General features: G+C 64.1%; 18 protein-coding genes. 6 read left to right on the top strand and 12 right to left on the bottom strand.

Annotation, left to right across the window (positions count from 1 at the left end; genetic code table 11):
• Window positions 1-319: 319 nt before the first annotated feature.
• Window positions 320-913 (top strand): DUF1349 domain-containing protein, encoded by a 594-nt coding sequence (locus OMP44_RS08755; protein WP_273861543.1) that lies wholly within the window; start codon window positions 320-322, stop codon window positions 911-913.
• Between the two features lie 12 nt (window positions 914-925).
• Here OMP44_RS08755 and OMP44_RS08750 read toward each other — a convergent pair whose 3' ends face one another.
• Together OMP44_RS08750 and OMP44_RS08745 are read right to left on the bottom strand one after the other, a co-directional pair.
• The gene (locus OMP44_RS08750) at window positions 926-1,699 is read right to left on the bottom strand and encodes an L-iditol 2-dehydrogenase (protein ID WP_187979287.1); all 774 of its coding nucleotides are present in this window, start codon (window positions 1,697-1,699) and stop codon (window positions 926-928) included.
• A 68-nt stretch (window positions 1,700-1,767) separates the two neighbouring features.
• The gene (locus OMP44_RS08745; protein WP_133861687.1) at window positions 1,768-3,075 is read right to left on the bottom strand and encodes an ABC transporter substrate-binding protein; all 1,308 of its coding nucleotides are present in this window, start codon (window positions 3,073-3,075) and stop codon (window positions 1,768-1,770) included.
• Between the two features lie 248 nt (window positions 3,076-3,323).
• On the opposite strand from OMP44_RS08745, the gene OMP44_RS08740 reads away from it, so the two are divergent.
• Window positions 3,324-4,238 carry an AraC family transcriptional regulator gene (locus OMP44_RS08740; RefSeq protein WP_280307392.1) on the top strand — a complete coding sequence of 305 codons (915 nt, stop codon included), beginning with the start codon at window positions 3,324-3,326 and terminating at the stop codon, window positions 4,236-4,238.
• A gap of 87 nt (window positions 4,239-4,325) precedes the next feature.
• Here OMP44_RS08740 and mgrA read toward each other — a convergent pair whose 3' ends face one another.
• The 6 genes from mgrA to OMP44_RS08710 form a co-directional block, all read right to left on the bottom strand.
• Window positions 4,326-5,363 carry an L-glyceraldehyde 3-phosphate reductase gene (gene mgrA / locus OMP44_RS08735; protein ID WP_280307390.1) on the bottom strand — a complete coding sequence of 346 codons (1,038 nt, stop codon included), beginning with the start codon at window positions 5,361-5,363 and terminating at the stop codon, window positions 4,326-4,328.
• Between the two features lie 557 nt (window positions 5,364-5,920).
• Window positions 5,921-6,895, bottom strand: coding sequence for a 5-oxoprolinase subunit C family protein (locus tag OMP44_RS08730; RefSeq protein ID WP_187979284.1), 975 nt, complete (start codon window positions 6,893-6,895; stop codon window positions 5,921-5,923).
• On the bottom strand, window positions 6,892-7,764 hold the full coding sequence (locus tag OMP44_RS08725) for a 5-oxoprolinase subunit B family protein (RefSeq protein ID WP_187979283.1): 873 nt from the start codon (window positions 7,762-7,764) through the stop codon (window positions 6,892-6,894). Before OMP44_RS08725 ends, OMP44_RS08730 begins: the two co-directional genes overlap by 4 nt.
• Window positions 7,761-9,113, bottom strand: coding sequence for an acetyl-CoA carboxylase biotin carboxylase subunit (locus OMP44_RS08720; RefSeq protein ID WP_405046285.1), 1,353 nt, complete (start codon window positions 9,111-9,113; stop codon window positions 7,761-7,763). The genes OMP44_RS08725 and OMP44_RS08720 overlap by 4 nt, the downstream gene beginning before the upstream one ends.
• 17 nt (window positions 9,114-9,130) lie before the next feature.
• Complete coding sequence (locus tag OMP44_RS08715; protein ID WP_158896781.1) at window positions 9,131-9,382, bottom strand: acetyl-CoA carboxylase; 252 nt, start codon at window positions 9,380-9,382, stop codon at window positions 9,131-9,133.
• Window positions 9,383-9,474: 92 nt separating this feature from the next.
• Window positions 9,475-10,239, bottom strand: a complete 765-nt coding sequence (locus OMP44_RS08710) for a 5-oxoprolinase subunit PxpA (protein ID WP_280307388.1) — start codon at window positions 10,237-10,239, stop codon at window positions 9,475-9,477.
• A 118-nt stretch (window positions 10,240-10,357) separates the two neighbouring features.
• Here OMP44_RS08710 and OMP44_RS08705 point away from each other — a divergent pair, with 118 nt between their 5' ends.
• The 3 genes from OMP44_RS08705 to OMP44_RS08695 all read left to right on the top strand — a co-directional run bounded on the left by OMP44_RS08705 (window position 10,358) and on the right by OMP44_RS08695 (window position 12,947).
• A complete protein-coding gene (locus OMP44_RS08705) occupies window positions 10,358-11,275 on the top strand; it encodes a LysR family transcriptional regulator (RefSeq protein ID WP_187979281.1) in 918 nt (305 codons plus the stop codon).
• 137 nt (window positions 11,276-11,412) lie between these two features.
• Complete coding sequence (locus tag OMP44_RS08700; RefSeq protein ID WP_187979280.1) at window positions 11,413-11,664, top strand: helix-turn-helix domain-containing protein; 252 nt, start codon at window positions 11,413-11,415, stop codon at window positions 11,662-11,664.
• On the top strand, window positions 11,661-12,947 hold the full coding sequence (locus tag OMP44_RS08695) for a HipA domain-containing protein (RefSeq protein WP_280307386.1): 1,287 nt from the start codon (window positions 11,661-11,663) through the stop codon (window positions 12,945-12,947). The genes OMP44_RS08700 and OMP44_RS08695 overlap by 4 nt, the downstream gene beginning before the upstream one ends.
• A 9-nt stretch (window positions 12,948-12,956) precedes the next feature.
• Here OMP44_RS08695 and OMP44_RS08690 read toward each other — a convergent pair whose 3' ends face one another.
• Both OMP44_RS08690 and OMP44_RS08685 read right to left on the bottom strand, forming a co-directional pair.
• Window positions 12,957-13,355: a hypothetical protein gene (locus OMP44_RS08690; RefSeq protein WP_280307385.1), complete on the bottom strand. Its 399-nt coding sequence runs from the start codon at window positions 13,353-13,355 to the stop codon at window positions 12,957-12,959.
• 35 nt (window positions 13,356-13,390) lie between these two features.
• Window positions 13,391-14,404, bottom strand: a complete 1,014-nt coding sequence (locus OMP44_RS08685; protein ID WP_133861699.1) for a 1-aminocyclopropane-1-carboxylate deaminase — start codon at window positions 14,402-14,404, stop codon at window positions 13,391-13,393.
• A gap of 159 nt (window positions 14,405-14,563) precedes the next feature.
• On the opposite strand from OMP44_RS08685, the gene OMP44_RS08680 reads away from it, so the two are divergent.
• The gene (locus tag OMP44_RS08680) at window positions 14,564-15,034 is read left to right on the top strand and encodes an Lrp/AsnC family transcriptional regulator (protein ID WP_280307383.1); all 471 of its coding nucleotides are present in this window, start codon (window positions 14,564-14,566) and stop codon (window positions 15,032-15,034) included.
• Between the two features lie 102 nt (window positions 15,035-15,136).
• Here OMP44_RS08680 and OMP44_RS08675 read toward each other — a convergent pair whose 3' ends face one another.
• Complete coding sequence (locus OMP44_RS08675) at window positions 15,137-16,513, bottom strand: GntP family permease (protein WP_133861701.1); 1,377 nt, start codon at window positions 16,511-16,513, stop codon at window positions 15,137-15,139.
• Window positions 16,514-16,602: 89 nt separating this feature from the next.
• Entirely contained in the window at window positions 16,603-17,433 is an 831-nt protein-coding gene (locus OMP44_RS08670) for an amidohydrolase family protein (protein ID WP_280307381.1), read from the bottom strand.
• Between the last annotated feature and the right edge of the window lie 24 nt (window positions 17,434-17,457).

The following is a 17,457-nucleotide window of genomic DNA, read 5'->3' as shown; positions in this document are numbered from 1 at the left end:
CACAACAAGAACAAGACGGCCAAGGCTCGCGAACCGATCATTTTGGAACGCTGCAGAGCAACCAAAGTAATCTGTTCACTTCCCACCTGCTTGGTGGGGCGTACTAAAGATCGATGACGTTGATGTCCGACAACAAAAACAAGAGGACAGCAGACGTACTTGAACAGGGGAGCCTCCGGGCTCCCTTTTTTCATGCCTGCAAGAAGGTCGCTAGAGGGCAGGGGATGGCTGCCCTGACAGCACGATTAACTTCCAGCTTTGGCGCATCCCGCGTCCTTGATCTATCGTGTGCGCAGCCCATCCGCCGCGGATAACCGTCATGACCCTTGCGAAGACCTTGCCCGCCCACTGGCTGAACGAGCCGAAGCGCTGGTCCGACACGGATGGCCTGCTGCACATCTGTACCGATCGCGAGACCGACTTCTGGCAGAGGACCCAATACGGCTTCGAGCGTGATAGCGGGCATTTCCGCGGTTATGCGGCCGGAGCGGACTTCACCGCCCAAGTGCGGATCACCGGGACCTTTACCGAGCTGTATGACCAGGCCGGCCTGATGGTGCGGCAAGGCCGCGAGCAGTGGTGCAAGACCGGGCTCGAGATCAGCGATGGCATCGCCCATCTGGGCAGCGTCCTCACCCTGGGGCATTCCGACTGGGCCCTCGGGCCCATGCCTGATGCCTTGCGCGGCTTCTGGCTGCGGATGACACTGCATGACGAGGTGCTGCGCCTCCAGTATTCCCTGGATGGTCTGACCTGGCCGCTGTTGCGGCTGTGCCGGTTCGCGAGCGAAGAGGGCGCGGACCTGCAGGTCGGGCCCTATTGCTGCTCGCCGCAGCGCGAGGGCCTGGAGGTCAGCTTCGCCGACCTGCAGATCGGTCCGGCGATCGTCAAGGAACTGCATGACCTGAGCTGACCGCAGGGTGGATCAGCTCATCCAGTTGCCGCCGTCGACGTTGTAGGTCTGGGCGACCACGAAATCGCTGTCGCTGGACGCCAGGAACAGTGCCATGCCGACCAGGTCCTCGGCGGTTCCCATGCGGCCGTAGGGTACGGCTTCACCGACCAGGCGCTTCTTCTCGCCCAGCGGCCGTTGCTCGTAATGGGCGAAGAGGGCGTCCACACCCTCCCAATGCTCGCCGTCGACCACGCCGGGGGCGATGGCATTGACGTTGATGCGGTGCTTGATGAGGTCGAGGCCGGCCGACTGGGTCAGGCTGATGACCGCGGCCTTGGTCGCGCAATAGACGGCAACCAAGGCTTCACCGCGGCGCCCGGCCTGGCTGGCCATATTGATGATCTTGCCGCCATGACCCTGGGCGATCATCTGCCGGGCAGCGGCCTGCAGGGTGAACAAGGGCCCGGCCACGTTGATGGCGAACAGCCGGTCATAGCTTTCCCGCGAGATCTCGACGATGGGGGCCAGGTCGAACAGGGCGGCATTGTTGACCAGGATGTCGAGCTTGCCGGCGGTAGCGACCACCTGGGCGATAGCCGTGTCGATGGACACCTGGTCGGTAACGTCCATGGCCAGGGCGTAGGCGCGCTCGCCCAGTTCCTCGGCCGTTTCACGGGCTCTTTCGATATTGATGTCGGCGATGGCCACCCTTGCGCCTTCCCGCAGGTAGGCCTCGGCGAAGGCCTTGCCGATACCGCGCGCGGCGCCGGTGATCAGGGCGCTTTTTCCTTCCAGTCTGTTCATGGTCTTGGCTCCAATCGAGAGACTGACCGCGCGATGCAGCGCGCAGTCAGGTCTTGGATAAAGGGAAGCTACTTGAGATAGCCCGCGCGTTTCATTTCGCGGGTCGTCGAGGTCTGGGCAGCGTTGAGGGCCTGCTCGACGCTCATCTGGCCGGTGAGGGCAGCGGAGAACAACTTGCCGACCGAGGTGCCGATGGCCTGGAACTCGGGGATGGTCACGTACTGGATGCCGACATAGGGCACCGGCTTGGCCGAGGGATGGGCCGGGTCGGCGTGCTGCATCATCTCCAGGGTGATCCTGGCGAAGGGCGCAGCGCTCAGGTAGGCCTGGCTGTAGGTCGACTGGCGAGTGCCCGGCGGGACGTTGGAGATGCCATCCTGGTCGGCCACCAGCTGGATATATTCCTTGGAGGTCGCCCAGGTGATGAAGGTCTTGGCAGCCTCCTTGTGCTTGGCGCTCGCCGGGATCGCCAGCGACCAGGCATACAGCCAGGACGAGCCCTTGTCGGTGACCTCATGGGGCGAGGCGGCGAAGCCGACCGCATCGGCCACCTTGCTCTGGCTCTTGTCGGTGGTGAAGGAGCCGGCGACGCTGGCATCCACCCAGAGCGCGCACTTGCCGCTGTTGAACAGGGCCAGGTTCTCGTTGAAGCCGTTGCTGGAAGCCCCGGGCGGGCCGTACTTCTTCATGTTGTCGACGTAGAAATTGGCCGCTGCCGTCCACTCGGGACTGGTCAGTTCGGGCTGCCATTGTTCGTCGAACCAGCGCGCGCCGAAGGCGTTGCCCATCAGGCTGAGCAACGCGACGTTTTCCCCCCAGCCGGCCTTGCCTCTCAGGCAGAGACCGTATTGCTCCTTGTCCGGCTGGTTGAGCTGGCTGGCGAAGGCGGCGAGTTGCGTCCAGGTCGGCTTGTCGGGCATCTGCAGGCCGGCGGCCTTGAACAGATCCTTGCGGTAATAGGTGACGGTGCTTTCGCCGTAGAACGGCAGGGCATAGAGACGGTTGTTGACCGACAGCCCCTGGCGGACCGCCGGGAAGATGTCCTCGACGTCATAGCTGGCAGGCAGGTTGTCGAGCGGCTCCAGCCAATTCTTGGCACCCCAGAGCGGTGTTTCGTAGGTGCCGATGGTCAGCACGTCGAATTGGCCACCACCGGTGGTGATGTCGGTGGTCAGCCGCTGCCGCAGCACGTTTTCTTCGAGCACCACCCAGTTGAGCTTGATATCGGGGTGTTGTTTTTCGAAGACCTGGGACAGGCGCTGCATGCGCACCATGTCGCTGTTGTTGACGGTGGCAACGGTGACCGATTCGACGGCCTGGGCAACACCGGTCAGTCCGAGACCGGCCAGCAGCAGCAACGCGATAGGGCGCTTCATCTTCTTCTCTCCGTGGCTGCCACGGCGGGCAGCTTGTTGTTGTTATGAGCGGCTGGCCGCCGATATAAATCTGATCTCGACAGGCCCGCTGGAGAGGATTACAACAGCAGGGCCAAGCCGCTGGCTAACCTGGTATTGACCAGTTGCCGATACATTTTTGACCTGGATCGCACAGCGCGCCGAGGTCAAAAAAGCATCGATAGCCAGGCGGACGGGTGCGGTCTTACCAGAACACGCAGAGGTACATCATGAAGGCGACCGCCTTCTTCGAGGCGCGGCCAGCAGAGCTGGAAGTGATCTTCGCCGCGCCCGACCAGAGTTTTCGCTGGTACGAGCACGACTATCCCTACGCCTTGGCGCGCTGGAATCATCACCCCGAATACGAGATCCACCTGATCCGCCAGGGCAGTGGACGACTGCTGGCCGGCGACTATGTCGGGCCCTTTGCGGCAGGTCACGTAGCCATGATCGGGCCGGATCTGCCACATGACTGGATCGGCGATCTGCCACCCGGCGAGGTGCTTGCCGGTCGCGATGTGGTCATCCAGTTCAATGGTGACTTGCTGCGCTCGCTGAGCGCTGTGGCACCGGAGCTGGGCGATTATCTGCCGTTGCTGGAACAGGCGCGACGCGGTCTGGAGTTCAACGGCGATACGGCCCTGCAGGCGGCTGCATTGATCGAGGCGATGGGCCAGGCCCGGGGTGCCGAGCGCCTGCTCAAGCTGTTCGCCTTGCTGGGCTTGCTGTCCCGGGCGCCGGGACGCGAAAGGATCGTCCTGGCCAGTGCCTGTTATGCGCCGGCGCTGGATGCCCGCAGTTCCGCAAGGGTGCATCAGGCCTTCGACTATCTGCTGAGCGAACTCACCGAGGATATCCGGCTGCCGGTGATCGCCAGGCGCGTCGGCATGAGCGAGGCGGGGTTTTCACGCTTTTTCAAGAAGGTTACCGGCCACGGCTTCATCGAACTGGCGCGCAAGCTGCGCATCCAGCGGGCCTGTCGTCTGCTGCGGCAGGCGGAGCTGTCCATTGCAGCCATCTGCTTCGAGGTGGGCTATTCCAACCTGTCCAATTTCAACCGGCATTTTCGCAACGAGACCGGACAGACGCCCAGCCAGTATCGCCAGGAACAGATCGGGACGCGGCGTCAGCAGCCGCAGAGGTGAGGGCGGGCGAGGGTGGTTATGCCCTGCCAGGAGCTTATAAAGGTAGGCGTAGCTGACGCTGGAGCGCCCGCTACGCCAAGCGGCGCCTTATTCCGCGCTGGACGGCTTGGCCCAGAGATTGATGTCGCCTTCGACCGCATGGGTATCGATCTCGGCCAGTTCCTCGGCGGTAAAGGTCAGGTTGTCCAGAGCTGCCACGTTTTCCACGATCTGCTCGGGCCGACTGGCGCCGATCAGGGCGCTGGTGATGCGCGGGTCGCGCAGGGTCCAGGCCAGGGCCAGCTGCGCCAGGCTCTGGCCGCGGCGCTTGGCGATGGCATCCAGGGCGCGGACCCGGGCCAGATTCTCGGCGGACAGATGGCCTTGCTGCAGCGATTGGCCACCGGGTTGATTGACCCGGGCTTCGGCCGGAACGCCATTGAGGTACTTGTCGGTCAGCAACCCCTGGGCCAGAGGTGTAAAGGCGATCACGCCGCTGCCGATGTCCTTGGTCGCCTCCAGCAGATCCTTTTCGATCCAGCGATTGAGCAGGTTGTAGGCCGGCTGATGGATCAGCAGCGGGATCTTCCAGTCGGCCAGCAGCTTGGCCATTTCCCGGGTCTTGGTCCCCGAATAGGAGCTGATACCGATGTAGAGCGCCTTGCCTTGCTGAACCGCCGTGGCCAGGGCACTGGCGGTTTCTTCCAGCGGCGTGTGTTCGTCGAAACGGTGCGAATAGAAGATGTCGACGTAATCCAGGCCCAGGCGCTTGAGGCTCTGATCCAGGCTGGCCAGGACGTATTTGCGCGAGCCGCCGCCTTGGCCATAGGGTCCGGGCCACATGTCCCAGCCGGCCTTGCTGGAAATGATGAGTTCGTCGCGGTAGGCCGCGAAGTCTTCGCGCAGCAGCCGACCGAAATTGATCTCGGCGCTGCCATAGGGCGGCCCGTAATTGTTGGCCAGGTCGAAGTGATTGATGCCCAGATCGAAGGCGGTGCGCAGCAAGGCGCGTTGACGATCCAGCGGCGTGGTGTCGCCGAAGTTGTGCCACAGGCCCAGCGAAAGCGCCGGCAGCACGAGACCGCTGCGACCCACGCGGCGGTAAGGAATACGGTCATAGCGATCGGAAGCGGCTTGATAAGCCATGCAAAACTCCTTGGGATGGAATACGTGTTGGAAACCCAGGACATTCGCGCGCGGTGACACAGGCAGAGGCGCGACAACCGGAAGGAACTCCGGGAACGGACGCCATCCGATTAAAGCCGCCAGCGGCGTCTTGTACAAACGGGCGCTGCGGAATTTGCGGTGCAGGTGTACGGTAAGCGGCGATCTGAATCCCTGGAGTCGTAATGGCAGGCAACGTGGCGAGGTCGTGACGAATTGGAGGAAGCCGCCAGCGTAAAAACGCAGCCACCTGGTGCAGCGCTCCATAACCATGACTTCGCATAATGTATATTATGTTAAATTGGATATAGGCCTGGGCTGACAACTGCCCTTTGCCATCCCACTCGGCGTTTAACGTTCTCGCCAATCCAGCCAGCAGACTCCACTCTCGCTTCCCTACCCTGACGCTGCCGATCAGCATGTTTTGCAAGACGTGCAGCTTCGAGCAGGATTTCCTTGAGTGACGATCCTGAAGACGTGTCCGTTACGAACGACGTCTTCAGGATCTCCAGACCGATCGCCGCAACGCCCAGCGACCCTCAGGTCGCCAGGACCTGCTCCAGTCGCTGCAGACGTTCCCGGTACACACGCCGTGCGGCCAGCGCGTCTTCCAGGGTCACGGCGACGAACCGGGCTTTCTGATTCGGCTGCAGCTGGCCGATCAGATCCAGGTCACTGCTGATGACGGTGCCGATCATGGCGTAGCCGCCGCCAGACACCGCGTCTCGGTGCAGGACGATGGGTTCAAGGCCCGCCGGCACCTGGATCGAGCCGATGGGATAACAGCTGTCGACGATATTGGACGGATCCGAGCCGGCGCCAAAGGGTTGTTCGCGCGGCGTGAATTGCAGCGGCCGACCGCCCTTGAATCTATAGCCGATGCGATCGGCTTCGGAGCCTACCGTCCAGGTATCGGCGAAGAACGCCTCGGCGGCGTCCGCGGTCAGGCGGTGATGATAGAGACCCGGCACGACCCGCAGGATCACCTCGCCGCCGCAAGCCGGCACCAGGTCGCCTGGCAACCGGACGCCAGGCTTGACGCCTGTCGCCGGGGTGCCGACAGCCAGTTCGTCACCCGCGGCGAGCCTTCGACCCTGGAAGCCACCCAGGCCGCCCAGGGTGTACGTCGAGCGACTGCCCAGCACCTCGGGCACATCGAAGCCGCCCGCCACGGCCAGATAGCCACGGGCACCGGCCTTGAGGTAATCGAACTTGAGCACCTGGCCGGCGCGTACGCCGAAGGCTTCGTCCAGCGGCATTTCGGCGCCGTCCAGGCGTGGCGTCATGCGCGCGCCGCTCAGGGCGACCAGCGCGTCTTCGGCGAAGAGCAGCTCCGGACCGAGCAAGGTGCATTCCAGGGCCGCGGCGCCGGCTGCGTTGCCCACCAGCAGATTGGCCGCGCGCAAGGCATAGCTGTCCATGGCACCCGACGGCGGAATGCCCAGGTGGTAGTAGCCTTCACGGCCGAGGTCCTGGATCGAGGTGGCCAGGCCGGGTTTGAGTACCTTGATCATGCCGGCTCCTCCATCAGGGTGCGCGGATAGCCACGGGGATCGTCGAGGAAGGCGTCCAGGGAAAAGTCAACCGGCCGGATATTCAGGGTGAAGCTACCCTCCTCTACCTCGGCCAGCATCCGGTCGTACTCGGCACGGTCGATGGCGCGGAAACGGACGATGTCGCCGGGCCGGAAGAACACCATGTGCTCCTGCAGGTAATCGAGGCGCTGCGCCGGATCGTAGATGGGCGCCGGCGTCACACCGAACATCTGGTAGCCGCCGGCGCCCCGTACCGAATAGATGCAGCCGAAGCAGCCGCCGTGGCCAAGGGTCTGCCTGGGTGTGTCGGTGCGGGGTCGCAGGTACTTGGGGACCTGCAACTGCCGCTCGGACTCCACCATCTGGAACATGAACGGCAATCCGGCGACGAAACCCACCATGGACACGAACCAGGGCGCGCCGCTGTGGGCGGCGATAAAGGCTTCGACGTCGGCCAGGCCGTTGATGCGCGCAGCGTATTCCAGATCGGTGGCGGACGGATCCTGGTGGCGATCGCGAAAGCGCATCAGCGTCTCGTGGGTCCAGGGATCGTTGTAGAGCACCGGGATTTCGATCATCCGCGTGGCCAGCTGGCGCTCGGCCACCGCCTGGTCTTCCACGCCCTGGACCGCTGCCAGGAGCCGGTCGGGCGGCAGCACATCGGGATCGAAACGGATCTGGAAGGAGGCATTGGCCAGGCAGATGTCGTGGATGCCGGGCAATTGCAGCGCCTGCACCGCACGGGTCATGGCCAGGCCACGGAAAAACGCTTCCAGGGACATGCTTTCGGACAATTCGACGAACAGGTGCTCGTCGCCACCGAAGCTATAGCGGATCGCGGTCGTCATGCGGAGATCTCCTCGGCCAACCAGTGTTCCAGGGTACCGGTGTCGAAGCGCGCTTCGATCACCCAGGGTTCGTCCAGCAGACGGCGATGCAGGCTGGCGGTGGTGGCCATGCCGCTCAGACGTAATTCGTCCAGCGCCTGGCGGGCACGGGCCAGGGCCTCGCCGCGATCGGCGCCATGGGCGATGAGCTTGGCCAGCAGCGAGTCGTAATAAGGGGGGACCCGATAGCCTGCGTAGAGATGACTGTCGACGCGGATGCCCGGGCCCTGCGGCCAGGCGAGCTGCTCGACCGTCCCGGGGCTGGGAAAGAAGTTGCGCGCCGGATCTTCGGCGTTGAGTCTCAGCTCGATGGCGGCGCCCTGCAGATGGATGTCTTCCTGGCGCAGCCCCAGGGGTTCACCCCCGGCGATGCGCAGCATGGCCTGGACCAGATCGATACCTGTGACCATCTCGGAGACCGGGTGCTCGACCTGGATGCGGGTGTTCATCTCGATGAAGAAGAATTCGCCGCTGGCTTCATCGAACAGGTACTCCAGGGTCCCCGCGCCGCGATAGCCGAGGCGTTCGGCCAGGCGTACCGCGCTGGCGCAGAGGGTCTCGCGCTGGGCAGCGCTCAGCACCGGCGATGGCGCTTCTTCCAAGAGCTTCTGGCGGCGCCGCTGCAACGAGCATTCGCGCTCGAACAGATGCACGGCGCGCTGGCCATCGCCAAGGATCTGCACCTCTATATGACGAGCGCGCTCGATGAAGCGCTCCAGATAGAGGGCGCCGCTGCCAAAGGCGGTCTGGGCTTCGCGCTGGGCGACGGGAAATTCCCGCGCCAGCTCGGCGGCGTCGCGGGCCAGGCGGATGCCCCGACCTCCTCCCCCGGCCGCTGCCTTGATCAGCAGCGGATAGCCCACCGTCTCGGCTGCCGCTATGGCGGCCTCTATATCAGCCGGTTCGCTGGCAGAGCCCGGGACCACCGGGACGCCAGCCGCCTGCGCGGTGCGTCGTGCCTCGGCCTTGTCGCCCATGCGGCGGATGATGTCACCCGAGGGGCCGACGAAGACGGCACCCGCCGCCTCCACTGCATCGGCAAAGGCAGCGTTCTCGGCCAGAAAGCCATAGCCGGGATGCACCGCATCGGCGCCGCTGTCACGCAAGGCCTTGAGCAGCGCCTCTATATTGAGGTAGCTGCGATCCGCCCGCGCCGGGCCGATCACCACCACGGCATCGGCCTGGCGCGCCGCCAGGGAATCCTGGTCGGCCTCGCTGCAGGCCAGTACCGTCTCGATGTCCAGCGCCTTGGCGGCGCGCAGGATACGAACGGCGATCTCGCCACGATTGGCCACCAGCAGACGGCGGATGCCGCTCCCTGACGTACTCACGAGGCGGCTCCGCTCAGGGTGGCCAGCAACTGACCCGGCTCGACCGGGTCACCGTCCTCCACCGCGAAGGCCGTCAGGGTCCCGTCCACTTCGGCGTGGACCTCCGAGAATTGCTTCATCACCTCGACCAGGCCGATCACCGTGCCGGCGGTGACGGTTTCCCCGACCTCCACATAGGGCGCCGCATCGGGCGTGGGTTTGCGATAGAACGTTCCGGGCAAGGGCGAAAGCACCGAATGTTCGGCCATGACGATTCCTCTTCTAGGCAATGTTGTCGGAAAGGCAGGCGTAGCGAAGGACTGGAGGACCCGGCGTCTTGGCGCCGGTGTCCGCATGAAAACTAGCCGGCGCCAGGGGCGCGGATGGCGATGCCGGTGGCGTCGAGGCGCTGGCGGATGGCCTGGGCCAGGCCCAGCGCACCGGGGGTATCGCTGTGCAGGCAGATGGATTCGAAGGCCACCTCGACCTCGCCCCCCTCCACCGTGGCGACCCTGCCCTGCTGGCAGGCTCTGAGTACCCGTTCGGCCACGGCCTGGGGATCCAGCGCACCCATGCGCCGGACCAGCACGATGGACCCGCTGGCGTCATAGTCCCGGTCGGCATAGAACTCGCGCACCAGGGGCTGGCCCAGCTCGCGACCGATTCGCCAGGTGGCCGAATCGGGCAGGCAATAGAGCAGCAGCCCGGGTTCGATCCGTTGCAGCGTCTCCACCAGCAGCCGGGCAGCCGTCTCGTCCCGCGCCAGGTGCATGAACAGCGCGCCATGGGGTTTGAGGTGTTGCAGCCGCAGGCCATGCAATCGGGCGAATTCACGCAGGGCGCCGAGCTGATAGACGATATCGGCCACCAGTTCTTCGGCGGGCATCTGCAGGGGCCGGCGGCCGAAACCCACCAGATCGCGATAGCCCGGATGGGCGCCGATGGCCACGTTGCGCGCCTTGGCCTGCAGCACGGTGCGCTGCATGAGGGCGGGATCGCCGGCATGGAAGCCGGTGGCGATATTGGCCGAACTGACCAGGTCGAGCAGTTGGTCATCCACGCCATCGCCCAGCGTCCAGGCGCCAAAGCCCTCGCCCATGTCGGAATTGAAGTCCACCTCGATCATTGCGGTATTCCCTTGCAGTGGTGCGGTGTCCTCGACCTTAGGACTGCCCTGCCCCCTTGGGAAGATTTATTATCCAAGGTCCAGCGTTCGGAAAAATCGATACCTCAGGACAGTTGTCATGGCCCTTACCCTGCGTCAGCTGCGCTACTTCACCGCGACCGCCGAACTGGGGCAGATCTCCCAGGCGGCCATCCACCTAAACATTTCCCAGTCGGCGGTGACCAGTGCCATCCAGGAACTGGAGAGTCTGCTGGGCGCCAGTCTTTTCGTCCGCTCGGCGCAAGGAATGGCGCTGACCGATGCCGGCCGGCATTTCCTCAACCATGCCTACGGCATCCTGCGCGGGGTCGACGATGCCCTGAGCAGCGCCCTGCCCGACCACCGCGCCAGCGGCGAATTACGCATCGCCGCCAGCTATACGGTGATCGGCTACTTCCTGCCGCACCATCTGCAACGCCTGGCGCAGCTCTATCCCGAGGTGACGGTGGCGGTGCACGAACAGGAGCGCCAGGCCATCGAGGAGGCGCTGCTGGACAGGCGCATCGACATGGCGGTGGTCCTGACCGCCAACCTGACCCACGAGGACATCGTCTCCGAGACGCTCTTCAATTCCGAACGCCGTCTCTGGCTGCCCAGTGGCCATCCCCTGCGCGATCGACCCAATGTCAGCCTGGCCGATGTCGCCCGCGAGCCCTATGTGCTGCTGACCGTCGATGAGGCGGAACAGAGTGCCAGGCGCTACTGGCGCCAGTCAGGCCTTGAACCCCAGGTGCGCTTGCGGACCAGCTCGGTGGAAGCCGTGCGCAGCATGGTGGCCAACGGCAGCGGCGTGGCCATTCTCTCCGACCTGGTCTATCGCCCCTGGTCGCTGGAGGGCAAGCGCCTGGAGACGCGCACCCTGATAGAGCCCATCACGCCCATGAGCGTGGGGCTGGCCTGGCACCGCGAACACCCCCTGACACCGGCCATGCAGGCCTTTCGCAGCTACTTCCACAGCGCCTTTCTGGCACCCCAGCAACTGGGGGCGCGACGTTAGCAGAAGATTAAAATCCTCATGATCGAAAGGATTTTGTATTAGCAGCGTTATCAGCAACTGAAATCCTCACGATCTTGAGGATTGCGCTGCCTTTCCCTTTGGCGTTAGCCTGATCCCCACGCTCGTGAGGATAAATCATGCAGGTGATACTCAAGAATGCCGCCGACCTGGGCGCCCTCGTCCGCCAGGCGCGCAAGGCCCAGTCGCTGCGCCAGGACGATGCCGCCGGCAGTCTCGGCGTCAGTGAAAACTTTCTCGGCAAGGTCGAGCGCGGTGGCGAAACCGTCCAGTGGGGCAAGCTGTTCCAGGTATTGGAAGGCCTGGGGGTGCGCCTGATCGTGGATCTGCCCACTGAAGTGGCAGCCCAGCCGGATACCCGGACACCATGAGGCGTGAACTCCTGGCCTGGATCGACGACCAGCTGGTGGGTCGGCTGGCTGACGAGAACGGTATCTGGTCGTTCCGGTACGAGTCCGATTGGCAGGCCTTCGGGCTCTGTCCGCAATTGCCCTTGCAGCGAGCGCCACTGATCGATGGCAGTTCGCAGCGACCGGTGCAGTGGTACTTCGACAACCTGCTGCCCGAGGAAGGCCAGCGGCAACTGCTCGCCCAGGATGCGCGCCTGGATGCCGCCGATGCCTTCGCCCTGCTGAGCTGGTACGGCGCCGAATCCGCCGGATCCCTTACCCTGCTCGCCGAAGGACAGCACCTGCCACCGGGAGATCGCCGCCCCCTGAGCGATGCCGATCTCTCCCGGCGGATCCAGGCCATGCCGCAGTTGCCGCTGACCCACGAGGCGCACAAGCGCATGTCGCTGGCCGGCGCCCAGCACAAGCTGGCGGTGATTCTCGATGACCAGGGGTTGCAGGAACCCGTGGGCGCCCTGCCCTCCACCCATATCCTCAAGCCGGACCATCCCCACGAGGCCTTCGCCCATTCGGTGATCAACGAGTGGTTCACCATGCGCCTGGCGGGTCTGGCCGGGCTGATGGTTCCCGCCGTCGAGCGCCGCTACGTGCCCGAGCCGATCTATCTGATCGAGCGCTTCGACCGCGTCCGTACCTCGGGCGGCTGGCAACGGCGCCATGGCATCGACGCCTGCCAGGTGCTGGGTCTGGACCGTCATTTCAAGTACCAGGCGGGTAGCGTGGAGCGCCTGGCCGAACTGGCCCGGCTGTGCGAGGCGCCCGCCGTGACCCGGACGCGGCTGTTCAACTGGCTGGCCTTCAACGTGCTGGTGGGCAATACCGATGCCCATCTGAAGAATCTGGGCTTTCTGGTCTCACCCCGTGGGCTGGCCCTCGCGCCCTGCTATGACCTGCTCTGCACGGCCGTGTACGAGAGCCGCGCCTTCGATCAGCAGCGCTGGCCGGACGCGACCACCCTCGCCTGGCCGATCCTGGGTGAAAGCCGGCTGGTGGCCATCGACCGCAAGCGACTGCTGGATGCAGCCGAAGCGCTGGGTATCAAGCGCTCGCCGGCTGCTGCCCAGTTGCAACGCCTGCGCCAGCGCCTGTCCCTGCAGGCTCAGCAGTTGCTGGAACAGACCGAGCGGGAAAACCAAACCCTGGCCGGGGCGCGACCGGAGCTGCGGGCGGTCTTCGCCGGCGAGTTGCGCTGTCTGCGCGCGATCAGGGCGCTGATCGCCGAACAGGTCGAGCGGCTGGCCTGACGGCCACGTTCAAAGCGGCAACACCGCCAGCAGGCGTTCGCGTCTGAGCTGCTGCAGGCGGGCAATCAGCTCCCGCGTGGGCGTGCCGCTCGTGAACTGTTGCAGCCGTTGACCGGCGACCGATCCCAGCCATTCCAGCTCGTTCGAGCCCGCCGGCTCGACCGCCAGCAGCAGGCAGTCACCGCCCAGCCGGGACAACAGCCGTACGATCCGGCTCTGCGGACCCTGGGTGAGCCACTCCTCGTGCAGCCCGCCGACGTCCTCCAGCTGCAGCACCGGGAGGTCGCTGCAGCCGGGCAAGCCGCTGCGCAATTCCGCCGTTACCGCGGGGTCGAGATCGCCATGCAGGATGACCAGCGCCACGGCCGGCCGGAGGTCGTCTACCGCTGTCCAGCATTGGCTCGTCATGCGGGACCTCCTGGTGATCGGTCGTGGTTTTGGGGTCAGGCGAAGGCGTTGTGGTAGGCGTTGAGCGCCGGGGCACCCCCGAGGTGAACATAGAGTACCCGGCTGCCCTTGGCGATCTCGCCACTGCGCGCCATGGCGATCAGCCCGGCCATGGATTTGCCCTCGTAGACCGGGTCGGTGAGCATCCCCTCCATCTGCGCGGTGTAGCGGATGGCCTCGACGGTGGGACCATCCGGCAGGCCATAGTCCGGTCCGCAGAAGCGGGGCTCGATGATGACATCTTCGTCGCGGATCTCCTGCTTCAGGCCGATCATCTCGGCGGTGTTGCGCGCGATCTTGGTCACCGCGGCGCGGGTCATCTCGGCGTCCGCCGCCGTGTCGATGCCGATCAGGCGCCGCTCGCGCTCCTGGGCGCGAAAGCCCACCACCATGCCGCCCTGGGTAGAACCGGTACAGGTGGCCGTCACCACGGTATCGAAGAAGAGGCCCTGCTCGCGCTCCTGACCGGCCAGTTCATCGGCGAAATGGGCATAGCCGAGGCCACCCAGCGGATGGTCCGAAGCGCCGGCGGGAATGGCGTAGGGCTTGCCGCCTTCACGCCGCACCTCATCCAGCGCGCGCTCCCAGGTCGCCTTCACCGCGGTGGAATAGCCCTCGCCTTCCAGCAGCGTCTGGGCGCCCATCAGGCGGGACAGCAGGATGTTGCCGACCTTGTCGTAGACCGGGTCTTCCCACTTGGTCCACTCCTCCTGGACCAGCCGGCACTTCATGCCCAGCACCGCGGCGACGGCAGCGACCTGGCGCGTGTGGTTGGACTGGATGTTGCCGATGGAGACCAGGGTGTCGCAGCCCTGTGCCAGGGCATCGGCGGCCAGCCATTCCAGCTTGCGCACCTTGTTGCCGCCATAGGCTAGACCGGAGGAGACGTCGTCACGCTTGGCCCAGAGTTCGATACCGAGGTCCTTCGACATGCGCTCCAGCTTGTGCAGGGGCGATGGGAAGTAACCGAGCTTGACGCGGGGAAAACGCTTTTCGAGATCCAGGGACATAGCAGCGACTCCAGTGGTGAGAGGACGCCTTCAATGCTAGGGAAAACCCTGAAAAAGGTGCTTTCGAATGAGCGGTACGAAATCTGCTTTCCTTTTGAACAACTCCCAGAATCCGCATGGATGTTCCTCCAACAACCGTTTTCCAAGGAGAATCTTTCGATGAGCGAAGCTGCGGAACTGACCCCGGTAGAACGCAAGATCCTGCGCGCCCTGCAGCAGGACGGCCGGCTGAGCAATGCCGAGCTGGCGCGCCAGGTTGCCCTGAGCCCGAGCGCCTGCTGGAACCACACGCGCAGGCTGTTCGAGAGCGGCGTCATCACCAGCGTCAGGGCCCATGTGGACCCCAAGGCGGTGCAACGGGAGACCGCGGTACTGGTGGGCGTGGTGCTGGACAGATCGACCCCGGATTCCTTCCAGGCCTTCGAAGCGGCCGCCCGCGCCCTGCCCCCGGTGCTGGAGTGCTACCTGGTGGCCGGCGACGTCGACTACTTCATCAAGCTCAGGGTCAAGGACATCGCCGCCTTCAATCGCCTGCACAGCGAACGGCTGATCGCCCTGCCCGGCGTGCGCCAGGTGCGCACCTTTTTCGTGCTGAACGAAGTCAAGGCCGAGGGGCTGTTGCCTATCTGAACAGGCGGGTGGCGCCCAGGGAGGGACGGGTGCCGAGCGGCGCCCGTTCAGATAAGGGGTTTCACAGAGGGCGGCGTCCTGATTTGACGCCGCCTCAGGTCATTACACGACCACGTTCAACAGCAACACCACGATCAAACCGACCACGGCGACGATCGATTGCACCACCGAAATAGTCTTGGTGGCTTCGCCCATCGTCATGCCGAAGGATTCCTTCACCATCCAGAAACCTGCATGGTTGGCGTAGTTGAAGAACAGCGAGCCGCAGCCAATGGACAAGGCCAGCAGCGGCAGGTTGAGGCTGGGATCGGCACCGGCGAGCGGTGCCAGCAAGCCGGCAGCCCCTACGATACCTACCGTGGCGGAACCGGTAGAAACCGAAAGCAACATAGCGATCAACCAGCCGAGGACCAGCGGAGGGAATGCCGACTGCTGAGTCAGGTGGACAATCGCATCGCCCACCTTGGCGCTGGTCAGCAGCTGCTGAAAGGCACCGCCGCCGGCGATGATCATGATGATCGAGGCGATTGGCTTGAGGCTCTTGCCCAGCGATTCGCGCAATTGCTCCGCATCGCCGCCGCGCGCGAGTACCAGGCTCGCCCCGGCGAACAGCACGCCCAGCAGCATCGCTATCAGCGGATTGCCGAGGAAACCGGCCATTTTCAGCAGCGCATTGTCCTTGGCCAATACCATCTCGGCGACGGCATGGATCAGCATCAGGATCGCCGGCAGCAAGGCTGCCAGCACGCCAAGGTATACGCTGGGGCCTGGTTTATCGTCGGCTTTTTCAGCCAGGGTGAACTGATCCAGCAACACCTGATCGGGCCGAGTGCTCATGCGCGGGGAAATGAAAGCGCCATACAGTGGGCCGCCCAGGATCATGGCCGGGATAGCCGCCAGGAAACCATAGAGCATGGTCGGCCCGACCGAGGTTTTCAGCGCGGCGATGGCCGTCAACGGGCCAGGGTGCGGCGGGACCATACCGTGCATGGCGGCCAGTGCGGCAATCACCGGAACGCCCACATAGACATAGGCTGAACCCTTGAAGCGCGCCTGACTTTCCAGCTTGCGCGCCACGCTGAAGATCAGCGGCAGCATGATCACCAGGCCGACCTCGAAAAACATCGGAATGCCAATCACGAACGCGACCATCATCATCGCCCACGGAATCATCCGATCCGATGTACGCCTGAGGATGACCGCGGCGATCTGCTCGGTGACGCCGGCGTCCGCAAGTATTTTGCCGAGCATCGCCCCCAGCGCGATGACCACCCCCACTGCCCCCAGTGTCTTGCCGGCGCCGGTGACCAGCTGGGAGACGATGCGATCTGGCTCCATGCCGGTTGCAAAGCCTACGCCGACGGAAACTACCAGCAACGCCAGCAGCGGGTGCATTTTGAGGCGCGAGACGATCAGCACTACCAGCACCACGACGCTGATCAATGCAGTCAGTAACAGATCTATATCTAAGGGAGTCATGAAAGGTTCTCGGTTGGGCTGGTGCCAAACTCTTGTAAGAGGGTGAGATGAATGGCCTCTGCAACGGCTAGGTTGCAGCGTTCGTCTTTCTAGAAACCAAATAACCTGCGAGGCGCCTGCACCAGCAGCGCGGCGCTGGCTTGCGCCGAAAGCTCCAAGGCTTGCAACTGGTCGACGACGGTGGCGAAGTCAACGCTTTGCTCATGCTGCGTATGCGGCCAGTCGCTGCCCCACACCAACTGATGCAGGCCAACGCTTTTTTCCAGCAACGGTAATGCCCGTCGAGCGAAATCAATGTTCTGTTGTGGCGTACCTCCCAGGCGATAGATTCCCGATACCTTGATCCAGATCGAGCCTTTCGATCCGGCCTCGAGCAACTCGCCAAACCCGGGCTGATCGAGACCTGCATTCGCATCCGGCCGCCCCAGGTGATCGATCACCAATTTCACGCCGAACGGCGTCAATTGCCGGATCAAGCCCGGCAGATCCCTGACTTCCCGGTGCAACTCGACATGCCAGTCGAGATCGGCGATATCGCGGAAAAACCCTTGCCAGGCACTGTCACGAAAATCAGGTAACGCCTTGCCGATCAGGTTCAGGCGCACGCCGACCACGCCCAGTTGCGCCATGTCCTTCAAGGTAGAACGACTGATGCCGGGCTCCAGCACGACCACACCGCGCAATTGCTGAGGTGCTTGCTTCAACGCCGCCAACAGGTAGCTATTGTCGGTGCCAAGGAAACTTGGTTGCACCAATACACCGTGACTCAGACCATGGGCTTGCAAATGCTCAAGGTACTGGTCAAGCGTGGCGTCGTACTCGGGACTGTAGCGGCGTGCACCGATCAGCTGCAGATCACGGCTGAACACATGGGCATGGGCGTCAATGCCGGTGATCGACTTGGAGCGGGAAGCTGACATGGGTTTTATCTACTGAAGGTGGGG

Source organism: Pseudomonas flavocrustae (genome assembly GCF_029872515.1).
GTDB classification, from domain to species: Bacteria; Pseudomonadota; Gammaproteobacteria; order Pseudomonadales; family Pseudomonadaceae; genus Chryseomonas; species Chryseomonas aestiva.
This window is presented reverse-complemented; position numbering and strand designations above follow the sequence as displayed.

Coding starts and splice junctions, on each gene's coding strand:
- OMP44_RS08700 (WP_187979280.1), top strand. CDS start 11,413: ATGCAGGTGATACTCAAGAATGCCGCCGACCTGGGCGCCCTCGTCCGC.
- OMP44_RS08755 (WP_273861543.1), top strand. CDS start 320: ATGACCCTTGCGAAGACCTTGCCCGCCCACTGGCTGAACGAGCCGAAG.
- OMP44_RS08690 (WP_280307385.1), bottom strand. CDS start 13,355: ATGACGAGCCAATGCTGGACAGCGGTAGACGACCTCCGGCCGGCCGTG.
- OMP44_RS08715 (WP_158896781.1), bottom strand. CDS start 9,382: ATGGCCGAACATTCGGTGCTTTCGCCCTTGCCCGGAACGTTCTATCGC.
- OMP44_RS08680 (WP_280307383.1), top strand. CDS start 14,564: ATGAGCGAAGCTGCGGAACTGACCCCGGTAGAACGCAAGATCCTGCGC.
- mgrA (WP_280307390.1), bottom strand. CDS start 5,363: ATGGCTTATCAAGCCGCTTCCGATCGCTATGACCGTATTCCTTACCGC.
- OMP44_RS08745 (WP_133861687.1), bottom strand. CDS start 3,075: ATGAAGCGCCCTATCGCGTTGCTGCTGCTGGCCGGTCTCGGACTGACC.
- OMP44_RS08730 (WP_187979284.1), bottom strand. CDS start 6,895: ATGATCAAGGTACTCAAACCCGGCCTGGCCACCTCGATCCAGGACCTC.
- OMP44_RS08740 (WP_280307392.1), top strand. CDS start 3,324: ATGAAGGCGACCGCCTTCTTCGAGGCGCGGCCAGCAGAGCTGGAAGTG.
- OMP44_RS08725 (WP_187979283.1), bottom strand. CDS start 7,764: ATGACGACCGCGATCCGCTATAGCTTCGGTGGCGACGAGCACCTGTTC.
- OMP44_RS08675 (WP_133861701.1), bottom strand. CDS start 16,513: ATGACTCCCTTAGATATAGATCTGTTACTGACTGCATTGATCAGCGTC.
- OMP44_RS08695 (WP_280307386.1), top strand. CDS start 11,661: ATGAGGCGTGAACTCCTGGCCTGGATCGACGACCAGCTGGTGGGTCGG.
- OMP44_RS08750 (WP_187979287.1), bottom strand. CDS start 1,699: ATGAACAGACTGGAAGGAAAAAGCGCCCTGATCACCGGCGCCGCGCGC.
- OMP44_RS08710 (WP_280307388.1), bottom strand. CDS start 10,239: ATGATCGAGGTGGACTTCAATTCCGACATGGGCGAGGGCTTTGGCGCC.
- OMP44_RS08705 (WP_187979281.1), top strand. CDS start 10,358: ATGGCCCTTACCCTGCGTCAGCTGCGCTACTTCACCGCGACCGCCGAA.
- OMP44_RS08670 (WP_280307381.1), bottom strand. CDS start 17,433: ATGTCAGCTTCCCGCTCCAAGTCGATCACCGGCATTGACGCCCATGCC.
- OMP44_RS08685 (WP_133861699.1), bottom strand. CDS start 14,404: ATGTCCCTGGATCTCGAAAAGCGTTTTCCCCGCGTCAAGCTCGGTTAC.